Here is a 13,087-nt window from a genome sequence, read left to right as displayed (position 1 = left end):
TTTATAGAGTGTTATTTTGTGTCTTTTTGATACTCCAAAGATAATGGCGCGAAACGACAAAACTTGACGTGTTAAAAAAAGATTTTCTACATTTTTAATATAATCTTTAAAGCTTATATTGACCTGTTATAAGGTTTAAAGCTTATATTTTATTTTTGATGAGTTTTTGAACAATCTGATTCAATGTTTCTCTGTTATCATCAATATAGCTTAATCCGGCTTGTATCAGATTTTCAATATTAGACCTTCTTACATTATCCATTGCCGGAGAGGCATTTTTCAATGAAGGATTCAGTCGGTAATAGTTCTTTTGATTTCGGAGACCTAAAGTCTGAAACATTTGCTCCAGCTGATAATCTACTGTTTCAGCATTCGCAGACATCAAAATGTCAATAATTGGACTTACCCAGCCTATTTTTCCAGATTTTTCAAGTCTTTTAAAAGGATAAGGTCTGGCTTCAATTCCTGTTCCGATAGAAACAATGATCATATCGTTGACACTCGGATGATTGGCTTTCTGATGATTCTTCAAGACTTCTGCAAAAGGAATTTTTCTTGCTTCCGCATACGCACAAAGCGACGGATTATTGGCAAACATCCCTCCATCAATCAGACTGAAAATCTGTCCATACATCGATTTAATCTGAACAGGGCTGAAATAGGTGGGAGCCGCCGAAGTCGCTCTGCAGATGTCCTTTACATAGAAGTTGTCTGTGCTGAGGTTGGCTTTCCATGAGTTGAAAAGTTTTGCCCTTCTGTTTTCTATGTCGTAACTTGTTATCAAACATGGTTTTATTAATTCTTTTAATTCTAAATTTCCAAAAAAATCATTTAAATTTTTTTCAAGCGCTTCCTGAGAAATTCTTTCATTCAATAATCCGAATGGATTGACCAGTTTTTCCCAAAAAGAAACCTGGAAGATGTCGCCGCCCTTTTCAGCATATAATTCCAATCCTTTCTGAATAGAATATTTTGCTTTTCGGGCTTCATCAGGAGATAGAATAATAGAAGCAATCAGACCTCCGGTGCTGCTGCCTGCTACCAGATCAAAATAATCTCCGAGCTTGGCAGCCGGTTTATCATAATACTGGAGCTGCTCTTCTATGTAACGCAGAATAATGCAGGTGATGATTCCCCTTATTCCACCTCCGTCCAAAGAAAGAATAGTTGTCTTTTTCATGTGATATTTTTAATGGTTTTTTAAAAGGACACATGCAATCTTAAATTTGCAGAACCTATTGATTTATCAGAAAAATAATAAGGTTTCATACTTAGATTTCATTGCTTTTTTCGTTGTTTTCTTATAAAGCAAAGGTAGGCCGGGGAAGCGACAGAACGTGTCGTGTTTTAATTATTTTCAAATAAATAATCACTAAAAAACAACATAATTCTGCTTGTCTCTGGGCATCTTCAACAGCGTTCTCCAGCTGGTTTTTACGAGACCTTTTTTAGAAGGAATGTTTTTCTTTTCGAAGTGAGGAAGATCCTTGAAAGTTTTCCAGTTTCCACCCCAATCCCAGCCATGGCGGGCAAAAATCTTTACACACTCGTACCAATCCGCAACTTTGTCATTATCCCAGTCTTTTACGGTATCCCAACTAGCGGTTTTTCCGTCTATCATCAGACAAATATCTACAGCAAGGCCGTAATTGTGAATACTCTGTCCCGCTTTAGCATTGGTTACCTTTTTTCCTGATGTAATTCTGCCGATCGCATAAAGCTTTTCCTGTTCTTCAAAAGATCTTAACCCTTGAGTGATTCGTATCTTGGCTCTTCCGGTAAGTGCTTCGTCACATTCCTTTATAATCTGCTTCACTTCATCTCTTACCAACGGGTGAAGTTTCTGAATTCGTTCTAAGGTTACTTTGTCCATATTTCTTATTGTTATGATACAAAAGTATAGAACGGAAGCGACGAAACTTGACGTGTTTTATTTAAAATTTGTTTAAAATTTCACAATATTCAATCTGAGATAAAAAGATAATATGAAAATAGATTGATGGCATCAAATTCATCTGAAAGCATAAAAAACAAGAAAAAAAATGCTTTTAAATTTTTAAAAATCAAATAGAAGTAGTAAATATGATGGACAAAAAACACAATATCAAATGCATACCATCTTACCTTTTTTACTGGCTATGGTAGCAGCCATCGTACTGCTAAACATGTGGGCTGCCAGATTAAAAATTGCTTATCCGATTTTACTTGTTGTATTCGGGCTTTTCGTTTCTTTTATCCCTGGTTTGCCAGTTGTAAAGATCAATCCGGATCTTATATTTTTTATTTTTTTACCTCCTTTATTATTTGAAGCAGCATGGTCTATTTCCTTTAAAGAGATGAAAAGATGGTGGCGTATTATTGGAAGCTTTGCCTTTCTGGTCGTTTTTTTTACAGCACTGGCAGTGGCGGTAGCCGCTAATTATTTTATTCCAGGATTTACGATTGCTTTAGGGTTCTTGCTGGGAGGAATAGTATCTCCTCCTGATGCGGTAAGTACAGGAGCTATTATGAAATTTGTAAAAATACCAACCACTACGTCCGCTATTCTGGAAGGAGAAAGTTTACTGAATGATGCTTCTTCACTTATTATATTTCGCTTTGCTTTGATTGCCGTAGGAACCGGACAATTTGTATGGCAGGAAGCTTCTTTAGACTTTTTTTGGATGATTATCGGAGGGGCTGGGATTGGCTTGCTGCTCGCCTGGATTTTTGTACAAGCTCACAAACGTCTTCCCACAGAACCCTCGTCAGATATTGCATTGACTCTTATTGAACCTTATCTCATGTATTGGGTGGCAGAGCAGTTTCATTGTTCCGGAGTTTTAGCGGTCGTTTGTGGAGGTTTGTATATGTCTGCCAAAAGGATGATATTTTTAAACAGCAGCAGTCGTATAAGAGGCTACAGTGTATGGGAAAGCTTTGTATTTATTCTGAATGGGATCGTATTTTTAATTATTGGACTTGAGCTTCCCGAAATTGTTGGCGGATTGCGGTCAGAGGGAGTTCCTTTGAGAATTGCCATCCAGTATGGAGTTTTGGTAACGGGTATTCTCATTGCCGCCAGAATAATAAGTGCATACGCTGCCATGTTGGCTACTTTGATTTTTCGGCCCAGTGTAGCACCAAGAGCTTCTTCTGCGAGGAGGCGTTTGCTGATGCCGCTTATTCTTGGATGGACGGGGATGAGAGGTGTTGTTTCATTAGCTGCTGCATTGGCCATTCCGATCACCCTTGAAAACGGACTTCCTTTTCCTAACAGAAACCTTATTCTGTTCATTACTTTTGTTGTGATCTTACTTACATTACTGGTGCAGGGGCTTACGCTGCCATACATTATCAGATATGGACATGTATTTGATGATTTTACAGATGAAGAGAAAGACAAACAGGCCAGAGAAGAAATAAAACAAAAACTGAAGCAGCATGTTTATCATTTTCTTAAAAATAAGCATGAAAGCGAACTGAGCAGCCATGCCGGTATAGAGCGAATGCTGAAACATTGGGAAGAAAAAATACAGTCCGATGGTACAGAATGGATGAATGAAAAGACGAAAGAGGTCTTTTTTGAGATGTTAGAAAGCCAGAGACAATTTCTTTCAGAACTCAATAAAGACATATCCGTGAATGAAGAGATTATCCGTCATCAGCTTTATCAGATTGACCTTGAGGAAGAGCGGTTAAAAATGATTTAATCTGCAGGATAGCTATTAAATAATAATGTTTTTGAAAACAAAATTAATGCACTAATACGACAAAACGTGTCGTGTTTAAAATTTTATTCATTTGTTTTTCAGATTGTTAAATATGGTGTTAATTATAGTCTAAAAGATTATTTTATTCTTTAAAAGCTATAATTTTGTATAGATATTTCTTATACACTTGTCATGTACGCTCTGGTAGATTGTAACAACTTTTTTGTTTCATGTGAAAGGACTTTAGATCCTGCGCTTGAGGGCAAGCCCGTTGTGGTTCTTTCCAACAACGATGGTTGTGTTGTATCCCGAAGTAAAGAAGCAAAAGACCTGGGAATTCCTATGGCTGCTCCGGCATTCAAATATAAAGAGCTTTTTCAGAAACATGATGTGAAGAGCTTTTCCGCTAAATTTGAACTGTATAATTATAAAAGCCAACAGGTCATCAATATAGCCAAATCCTACGTTATTGATCATGAAGTGTACAGTATTGACGAGCTTTTTCTTGATTTAACAGGCTTTAAATATATTGATATGCATGAATACTGCCTCAAAATCAGAGAAGAGATTCTCCACAAAGAAAATATTCCCGTGAGTATAGGAATTGCGCCTACCAAGACCTTATGCAAAGTAGCAAACAGAATTGTAAAGGATTTTCCTGATAATTTTAAGGGAGTTTATATCTTAGATACTCCCGAAAAAATTGAGAAGGCTTTAAAATGGCTCAATATAGGAGATGTATGGGGAATAGGAAGAAGGCTTGCCATTAAAATGAATGACAATGGAGTCTATAAAGCCTGGGATCTTCTTCAGAAACCCGAAATGTGGGTCAGAAAAATGATGGGAATTCATGGAGTAAGGATGATTCATGAGCTGAAAGGAATCCGCCAGCTGGAACTGGATTCTCCTTCTCCTAAAAAATCCATCGCGGTTACCCGAAGCTTTATGCAGATGCTTACTAAGAAAGGGGAAGTAAGAGAAAGGGTGGAAACTTTTGGAATGTACTGCTCAGAAAGATTGAGAAAGCAGAATACCTGTTGTAAAATGATCACTGTTTTTGTACAGACCAACCGATTCAGAAAAGATCTTCCGGAATACAGGAATGCAATGACCCGGATTCTTTCTAATCCTACCAATTCATCCATCTTGATCGGAAGAGTGGTCAATGAGCTTTTTGAGGCCGTTTATAGAGAAGGATTTCATTATAAAAGGGCAGGAGTAATGGTGAATGATTTTGTTCCCGAAGATCAGAGACAGATCGGCCTTTTTGAAGAAGATATACAAAACCAGCATCTTCCTGTAATGAAAGCGATGGATGCCATGAACAGAAAATTCGGGAAGGATAAAGTGCGTCTTGGAAGCATGAGTGGTGAAAATACTTTTGGACGAGCAAAACTGTCTCCCGAATATGAAGCCTTCCTGAAACAGAATACCTTACCGGAAGCGAACTTTAGATTTCATTAGAAGTTATTATAATTCAAAAATTCTGCATATTTTTCACCTCCTTATTTCTTATTGAATGGAAAACAAAACGATTGAGATCAATAATTTAGTACACAAACTTTCCCAGGAAGACTTTTCCGGGTATGAGTTTGTCGATTATTGGGATGCTGATACAACCGCTTTAGGATTGCAGAAAGGGAATGTTGTCATTTATATTTCAACATTTAATCATACTAACACCAATAATTATGATCTCATTATTGAAGAACTCGAAACTGGGAATGTTTTGAAGTCTGAAGATAAAAGATCATACCATGAACTTATTGATGATATCCAACCTTTTCTGAGGTAATCTTTTTCTTCAAAAAACAAAAATTCTTTAAAAATTTCCAATAAAATAGCATCAGGATTTTATTTTAAGTAGTAAAATTCCGTATTTTGATAATGTAAAATAAAGTGTTATTTTGTTTGTTTTCAGTGTTTTATGTGTTTGTGGTTTAAATGGTGCTATTGTATGAGATGGGCTTTTACATTTATCTTTGGCCAAGAATTGTACACGATTTAAAAACCACAAATTACATGAAAAATCTAAGTATTTTGATGAAGGGAATCCTGATTCTCTTATGCTTTACCATAAGCCACTCAAAAGCTCAAGTAGGTATTAATACTTCAAACCCTCAAACTACTTTCCATGTAGATGGGGCAAAAGATAATCCCTCATCCGGAGCTCCATCCTCTACTCAGATAGCCAATGACGTTGCCATCACCTCTGCCGGAGAAATAGGAATTGGAACTTTAACACCAGCTGTTAAGATAGATACACGTTCAGTAGCAAATACAGACAATTCAATCGGAATAGGAGAGACCAGTCAGGCCGCCTCAGCAGCAGGTGGAGGCGCTGTAAGATATAACCCGCTGAATGGAGGTAAGATGCAGTATTCAGACGGGGTTGTATGGCAGGACCTTATTTCTTCCCCTACCAAAGCGGTAGTAGTAGCCAATCTTCAGGCAGCGAACTTTGCTGTTAAAATTCCCTATCAGGTTTCTACAGGTATTGCAGGGTGGACGGAAGTTTCTGACCCAACAGGAAACTTTACTCCCGGAACAGGTGTTTTTACAGCCCCAAGAACCGGAGTATATCTTGTTTCTTTTACATATGATTTTGTAAGAATTCCTATAGCCTCGGGATATTTTTCAGAAGCGAGATATGTTGTAAATGGAAATAGTACCGTAAAAAAATGCGTAAAATCTTACTCAAATATTTCAAAACAGGCACAGGTAGCAGGCTCTTGCGTTGCCGGAGTTCAGCTGAATAAAGGAGATACACTTCAGGCCTATATCTATCAGTCTGTTTATAATGGCAGCCTGAGTTTGAGAACAGATACATCTTCTGCAAGTAATGAATATGGCTTTGTAAATCTTTCTATTTTAGAACAATAACACATTTTGATATGAGAAAAAAATTAGGACTGGCTGTACTCATTTGCTGTGGCTTATGGATGAATGCTCAGATAGGAATCAATATGTCTTCTCCGGAAGGAGCGGTACACATTGACGGACAGAAGAATACGAGTGTTTCAATACCCTCCACTTATTATGATGATGTAATTATTACCCCTTCCGGAAATGTAGGGATAGGAACAAAATCTCCCAAAACAAGACTGGATCTCAGATCAGGAGAACATTTAAACGCAATAGGAATTGGAGGTACTTCACAATCTGCTTCTGCAGCAAAGGCCGGAGCGATGAGGTATAATTCCGGAACTCAGGATCTGAGCTATTCTAACGGAGCGGCTTGGGTAGCCTTGGCTCATAAGGCTCCCAATGATTTTGTGGATGCGGAAAATGCTTCTACACAAAGCTTCAGTGACGGGATACAGACTGCCGTTATAGACTGGACTAAAAAAACGGATGTAAATAGCAGCTTTAATGCAGGGGCAGGAATTTTTACCGCTTCAAAAACGGGTGTATACATCGTATCCTTTACCTTTTCATTGGCTTCGGGAAGCATTGCGGATGATTCAAGGTATGAAACGCTGATTCAAACCAATTCCACATCTTCAGCAACAGGTAAAGTTTTCAAATGTGTAGGAAGTTATCCCGGAAACAATACGATTGGGAATCGCGTTGCAGGGAACTGTTCCGGAATTTTTAACCTGAACCAGGGAGATAATCTTACCGTAAGCCTGAATCAAAAACTGGGAAGTTCAAAAACACTGGATACAGATTCTACACTTACTTCTTTAAGTATTTTCGGATTATAAAAAATAGATGATGAAAAAGAATTGTTTACTGATTTTAATGACCTTAAGCTTCCAATATGCATTTTCACAAATTGGAATCAATACTCCAAATCCACAAGGAATTTTGCATATTGATGGGCAAAAAGATAATCCTTCGTCAGGATCGACATTTACTCCGGCTCAGCAGGCCAATGATGTGCTTGTGAGCAGTGCAGGAAAAATAGGTGCAGGAACTTTGAGCCCGGCGGTAAAAGTAGATGCCAGAAATTCCGGAAACGGAGCCATTGGTTTTGGAACTTCTACACTCACGGCGGTTGCGGCAGATGAAGGGGCAGTGCGCTATAGCAGCGGCGTGGAATATTCCAACGGAAGCGAGTGGCTTCCTTTGCTTACAGCACAACCCGCAAGTAATAAAGTGATTGTTATTGCAGCCAAAACGACGAATAACGTGAAGCTGGCAACTCCCTCTACACCTACGGTAACCGCTGGTTTGCAGAACAGAGCCAGTAATTATCTTGTAGACTGGAGCAAGACCTTTGAAAGTAATTCCGGGACGACTTTTAATGCGGGTGCAGGTATTTTTACAGCCCCCAGAAACGGAATTTATGTTGCTACTTTCACCACAGATCTGGCTCCGTTAGCCATTAATTATACTGCTGATCCTTTAAATCCTATTCAGATAGAAGCGATCTGGCAGCTTTATGATAATACCACAGGGTTGGCTGTCACCAATATTGTCAATACTGTAAAATGTGCCAATACCATGTCCTCAAACAGTGTAGGAAATATTGATGCAGGAAGTAACTGCACCGCTTCATTCTACATGACGGCAGGGCAGAGGCTGATGCCTTACATCTGGTTTAATTTAAATAACTCAAATGTTGCGAATTTTTCGCTCAACAATACGGGAGGTTATAATAACCTGACCATAGCAGAACAGTAATCAGGAGATTTCATCCAGAGTTTTAATAAAAGCAGAAGGATGCAGTCCTGTAATCTTCTTGAACTCAAGAGAAAAAGCACTGTGAGATGAATATCCTGTGATTTCAGCAAGGTGATTGATCTTATACTTTCTGTATTGTGGCTCATTTTTCAACTGATTGACAATGTAATTGATCCTCAGATGATTAATGTATTGGTTAAAATTGAATTTTTTATATCTCTTAATAACCGTTGAAAGGTATTTTGTGTTGATATTCAGCGTGTTTGCAAGATTATAACGAGAAATGTTTTTGTTGTTAAACTCAAGGTTTTCTTCAAAAATTTTTAATCCATCTAGTATGTTTTCCTCTACTTCAGGCGAAATTTTTATTTCAATCGGAGTAGAGGTGTTTTTTGTCTGAATATCTTCAGAAGCTTCCTGTGGGTCTTCTTCATAAACAACAGGAGAAATCCCTTCTCTGTAAATTTTAGCAACAGTTTCTTTATGCTTTTTGCGGAGACGGATGGTATTGAAAATCGCAGCTCCTAAAACAAGAATCAGTGCAAGACATGCTATAATAAGCCCTTTTGAAGTGCTGTGGCTTTCATTAAGCTGTTGATGAAAACTTTCCTCTTTTTTGGATAATGTTTTGTTGACGGCCATGGCTTTATTGTAAGCAATGCTGTCTTTTAATGTAAGATTTTCAATTTTATATTTCTCGGTATTGGAATCATCGTGAAGCAAGGCATACGCTTCTTCAAGATGTTTGGTAACCTCAATCTTTTTTTCATTGAAACCATACTGGTCTACAATCGCCAGGGATTTCTGATAGTAAAGCACAGCACTGTCCGGTTTATTCTGTTTTGAAAACGAAAATCCTATATCATTAAGAATATTGGCCCGGAGATAATAATTGCTTTCTCCTACCAATGAAAGAGCATTTGCGAAATAATATTTGGCTTCCTTGAATTTTTTTACTTCAGATAAATTATACCCCATATTGGTATAAGCGGAAATCAGCAATTCATTTCGTCTGGTTACATTTTTAAGTTTCTTAAATTCCTGAATGGCACCTGTAGAATAGTACTCTTTCTCTTTATACTGGTTCTTATTGAGAAGGATCAGAAAAGAATTAAAGATCATACCTTTCAGCTCATGTCCTTCTTCCGTATTATTGTTTTTTACTTCTGCTAGGGCATTTCGAAGACTTTTTGAAGACTCTTTAAGCAGCCCAAGCTTTGCATATTGAGTTCCCTGCATTCTGTACGCCAGTGCTTTCCCAATGCTGTAGTCACTTTTGATAGATACTTTAAGTGCTTTGTCTGCAAAATCAAGACTTTTCTCCGCATCAGATTTCAAATAGCTGTTGAAAGACTTTAAATAATATGCCTTTGCAAGAAATTCCGGTAGATTTCTTCTCTGCGCAGAATCAATGATCTTATTCAGAACGATTTCCGAGCTGTCCGGATTTTTGGATGAGAGCATTCGGGCATACCTATATTGCCCTTCAAAATCAAATTTTTGAGCAAATGTAAAAATTGAAATAATAAGGAAGAAAAAGTGAATAATTTTTTTCTTCATTGCATATGTGTTTTTATTTTCTCTCATACTTCCAGTTGCGGCCTTTACCTTCAGCGATCCATTCCAGAGCCTGTTCCATTCTCTTATTTCTGGTCACCTCTGTTTTAGCATCAACAATCCAGGAGATGTATTCTTTTCTGAATGATGGTGAAGCTTTTTCAAAAACTTCCAGAGCCTTTGGTTGAGCATCTAAAGCTGATTGAAAATAATCCGGAACTTCCATTTCCGTTTTGGAAGGGGCTGCTTTCTTCATGGTAACTCCCATATCTGTAAGTTCCATGGCTTCTTTAATGGCATTTTTAAGCTGAGGTTTGGAAGGAAGGTCTTCGGGTATAGTGATTTTCCCTAAGCTGAACATTGAGTTTTTTTCAATATCCTGAGTGATTTGCTGCATGGTTTTCATTTCTTTTTCCAGCCAGAACCCAAAGGTACAGTGCTGTTTAAAAGAAGCCATAGCACAAAGATTTTTCCCTTTGTAGATAAAATGGGGAAAACTCCATTTCATGGTTTCTTCTGCTTCCGGACAGAACTCATGCACAATTTCACGGATATAATGCAATATCGGTTTGGCAAAATCCTGTGATTTTTCAATATAAGCATCTATTTTTGAGCTGTATTTTTCCATCATTTCTATGGGAATAAAGATACAATTTCATTCACAAAGAATCTAACCTGGTCGGGTCTTCCTCTATCATTTTTAGGGTTGTTGGAGTAGCTTCCGGTTTTTACAATCACCATATGGTGCTCCGGAACCATAATAATATATTGTCCCTGCAATCCCAGGAAATAATAATGTTTGATTGGATTATCATGATTGATCCAAAGTCCCATTCCATAGATGTTTTCGGATTTTTCTGTAGGAGTTCTCATCTGTTCAATAAAATCAACGTTGAGAATTTGCTGATCCCCAACTTTTCCATCATCCAGAAATAATTGTCCCAGCTTGGCAAAATCTCTTGCATTGGAATGAATACAGCAGTAGGTTTTTTCCATTCCATAATCGTCTGTACTCCATTTGGCATTTTGTTCCATTCCCAAAGGAACCCAGAATTTTTCTGATAAATACCCAGCCAGTGGCTTATCGATTGTTTTTCTAAGGGCAAAACCAAGAAGCTGTGTAGAACCGCTTTGATATTCAAATCTGGTTCCTGGTTCTTCTTTAAAATTTCTTGGAAATACGGCTTTTACAAGGCTCTTTCCGTAATAGGCTTTGGCATTAGGAAAAAAAGGATTGTTGTAATTTTCATTCCAGTCCAATCCGGCTTCCATTTGAGCTAAGTTTTTAAGGGTAACCCGGTTTCCTATTGGCTTATTTTTAAATTCCGAATAAATATCAGAGAACTTTTCATCAATAGAGGGAATAATACCTTCTTCCAGTGCTTTTCCCAAAAGCATGACAGTGACTGCCTTTGCCATAGAAAAAGAATTGGTTTGTGACAGTTGGTTGTACCCGTCCCAATATTGCTCATGAAGAATTTTCCCATTCCGTATCACTACAAAAGATGCTGTTTTGGAGTGTTCTAAGTTTTCAACTAAATGTTTAGGTAGTTCTTTTTTATTGTAATCAGGATCTTCTTCCCACAGCCTGGGTTCTTCTGTAGCAATAGGGTTGCTCGGGAAAAGATTTCCGTCATCAATATAGGCACTTGATTTTCCTTTAAGATAGGTTTTGGAGATACCACTAAATAAATAATCATATCCCAGAAAATAAGCTGCTGCAGCACCTGCTACGGCTCCGCCTATCATATACTTTAGTATTCTCATTTTTTCATGAATGGGTCTCTAACAAATTTAGAATAATTTGGCTATAAAAATTAAAATGAATCATCAAATACGTTATTTTTGTTCTTATTGATGAAAACTATGACCAGAAAACTAATTGTATTGGGCTGCTTCCTATTTTCTATAATGGGAATGTCTCAGATTTATAAACCAATAGATACTGCAGATTACATACAGAGAAAAGCTTTTTTAAATAATTTTGAGGCGAATAATGAAGCGACTGTAAAGAAATTAAGGTCCCAGTATTCAGGAAAAACAGGTTCTCAACTCTCCAAAATTTACAAAGAATTTGGAACTGATTTTGAAAAGCAGGTGAAAAATAAGGATTTTATCTTTAAATCTGAATTTGAAACCAGTATACACTCTATGATTCAACGTCTTAAAAAGAATAATCCTAAAATCCCTCAGGATCTGAAAATTCTGATTGCAAAAGACAATACTCCCAATGCTTATTGTCTTGCTGACGGAACTTTTGTAATCAATATGGGGCTTTACAGCTGGCTCAACAATGAGGAGCAGATTGCTGCCGTGATTTCTCATGAGCTGGGACATAAAATGGAAGAACATTCCCTGAAAACCTTTTTAAAAATTATAGAACAGGACAAGCTGGATAAAGTACTGGTTGAGAATATAAAATCAACCACAACGAGCCAAAGTCAGAGCCAGAATCAGAAAGCTTTTGATATTTTAAAAAATACCGTGTATAAAAAAAGCGTGGAAAGAAGACAGAGTGAAATGCAGGCAGATTCTTTGGGCTATGTTATTTTTAAAAACAGCGATTTTAAGAAAGCAGAATTTGTGAATGCTCTTCAGAGGTTACAGGATTTTGATACGATTTCACCCAGAGAATTGAAGGTAGATACGTATAAAAAACTTTTTAACCTTCCCAAACAGGCTTTCAATGAAAAGTGGATGAAGAAGGAGGATTTTTCACTGTACAATTATAATTTCTACAAAGAAAAGCTGAATAAAGATTCTCTGGCTTCTCATCCTGAAGTGTCCAGAAGAATTGAGATGCTTAAGAAAACGTTTGCAGAACTTAAAACTCCCATTGCTCCGGATAAACCCTCAGATCTGTTTGTATCATTAAAGAAAGCAGCAAGAATGGAGATTTTACCCAACTATTTCCACTCAGAAGATTATGGACTGGGAATTTATACCGCCATGCAGTTTTTACAGGATGAAGAGGAAGAAAAATATTATAAAAGCTGGTTAGGAAGATGTTTTTCCAAAATATATGAAGCGAGAAAAAACTACAACCTGAACCGATATCTGGATAGGATAGAATCCAAAAATCAAAGTGAAAGTTATCAGCAGTTTCTGAATTTTATGTGGAACCTGAGTTTGGATGAAATAAAGAATATTGCAGACTTTTATCAGACGAATGAAACGATAGCGAAAATAAACTGATTATCATTAAAGGA

General features: G+C 37.3%; 12 protein-coding genes. 7 read left to right on the top strand and 5 right to left on the bottom strand.

Annotated elements, in window-relative coordinates; translation table 11 throughout:
• Nucleotides 1–142: 142 nt before the first annotated feature.
• Both C1634_RS01750 and C1634_RS01745 read right to left on the bottom strand, forming a co-directional pair.
• Nucleotides 143–1,180 carry a patatin-like phospholipase family protein gene (locus tag C1634_RS01750; protein WP_103233128.1) on the bottom strand — a complete coding sequence of 346 codons (1,038 nt, stop codon included), beginning with the start codon at nt 1,178–1,180 and terminating at the stop codon, nt 143–145.
• Between the two features lie 192 nt (nt 1,181–1,372).
• On the bottom strand, nt 1,373–1,873 hold the full coding sequence (locus tag C1634_RS01745) for a M15 family metallopeptidase (RefSeq protein ID WP_103233129.1): 501 nt from the start codon (nt 1,871–1,873) through the stop codon (nt 1,373–1,375).
• 235 nt (nt 1,874–2,108) lie between these two features.
• Between C1634_RS01745 and C1634_RS01740 the strand changes: the two genes are divergently transcribed.
• The 6 genes from C1634_RS01740 to C1634_RS01715 all read left to right on the top strand — a co-directional run bounded on the left by C1634_RS01740 (nt 2,109) and on the right by C1634_RS01715 (nt 8,321).
• Nucleotides 2,109–3,692, top strand: coding sequence for a Na+/H+ antiporter (locus C1634_RS01740; RefSeq protein ID WP_103233130.1), 1,584 nt, complete (start codon nt 2,109–2,111; stop codon nt 3,690–3,692).
• A gap of 192 nt (nt 3,693–3,884) precedes the next feature.
• The gene (locus C1634_RS01735; protein ID WP_109737814.1) at nt 3,885–5,156 is read left to right on the top strand and encodes a Y-family DNA polymerase; all 1,272 of its coding nucleotides are present in this window, start codon (nt 3,885–3,887) and stop codon (nt 5,154–5,156) included.
• Nucleotides 5,157–5,211: 55 nt separating this feature from the next.
• Nucleotides 5,212–5,487: a hypothetical protein gene (locus tag C1634_RS01730; RefSeq protein ID WP_103234709.1), complete on the top strand. Its 276-nt coding sequence runs from the start codon at nt 5,212–5,214 to the stop codon at nt 5,485–5,487.
• Nucleotides 5,488–5,714: 227 nt separating this feature from the next.
• The gene (locus C1634_RS01725; RefSeq protein WP_123921350.1) at nt 5,715–6,575 is read left to right on the top strand and encodes a complement C1q domain-containing protein; all 861 of its coding nucleotides are present in this window, start codon (nt 5,715–5,717) and stop codon (nt 6,573–6,575) included.
• An 11-nt stretch (nt 6,576–6,586) separates the two neighbouring features.
• Entirely contained in the window at nt 6,587–7,399 is an 813-nt protein-coding gene (locus C1634_RS01720; protein ID WP_103234707.1) for a hypothetical protein, read from the top strand.
• Nucleotides 7,400–7,409: 10 nt separating this feature from the next.
• Nucleotides 7,410–8,321 carry a hypothetical protein gene (locus tag C1634_RS01715; protein ID WP_103234706.1) on the top strand — a complete coding sequence of 304 codons (912 nt, stop codon included), beginning with the start codon at nt 7,410–7,412 and terminating at the stop codon, nt 8,319–8,321.
• Here C1634_RS01715 and C1634_RS01710 read toward each other — a convergent pair whose 3' ends face one another.
• Genes C1634_RS01710 through C1634_RS01700 form a run of 3 tightly spaced genes read right to left on the bottom strand, consistent with a single transcriptional unit; the run spans nt 8,322 to nt 11,645 of the window.
• A complete protein-coding gene (locus C1634_RS01710) occupies nt 8,322–9,881 on the bottom strand; it encodes a helix-turn-helix domain-containing protein (RefSeq protein ID WP_165835250.1) in 1,560 nt (519 codons plus the stop codon). It abuts the gene before it with no gap.
• A 13-nt stretch (nt 9,882–9,894) separates the two neighbouring features.
• Nucleotides 9,895–10,509 carry a YdeI/OmpD-associated family protein gene (locus C1634_RS01705; RefSeq protein ID WP_228409930.1) on the bottom strand — a complete coding sequence of 205 codons (615 nt, stop codon included), beginning with the start codon at nt 10,507–10,509 and terminating at the stop codon, nt 9,895–9,897.
• Between the two features lie 2 nt (nt 10,510–10,511).
• The gene (locus tag C1634_RS01700) at nt 10,512–11,645 is read right to left on the bottom strand and encodes a serine hydrolase domain-containing protein (RefSeq protein WP_103234704.1); all 1,134 of its coding nucleotides are present in this window, start codon (nt 11,643–11,645) and stop codon (nt 10,512–10,514) included.
• A 99-nt stretch (nt 11,646–11,744) separates the two neighbouring features.
• On the opposite strand from C1634_RS01700, the gene C1634_RS01695 reads away from it, so the two are divergent.
• Complete coding sequence (locus C1634_RS01695) at nt 11,745–13,073, top strand: M48 family metalloprotease (protein ID WP_228409929.1); 1,329 nt, start codon at nt 11,745–11,747, stop codon at nt 13,071–13,073.
• The last annotated feature ends 14 nt before the right edge of the window (nt 13,074–13,087 follow it).

Origin of the sequence: Chryseobacterium viscerum (assembly GCF_002899945.2) — a bacterium.
Taxonomy (GTDB): domain Bacteria; phylum Bacteroidota; class Bacteroidia; order Flavobacteriales; family Weeksellaceae; genus Chryseobacterium; species Chryseobacterium viscerum.
The sequence above is the reverse complement of the archived record's forward strand: the minus strand, read 5'-3'. Positions and strand labels throughout refer to the sequence as shown.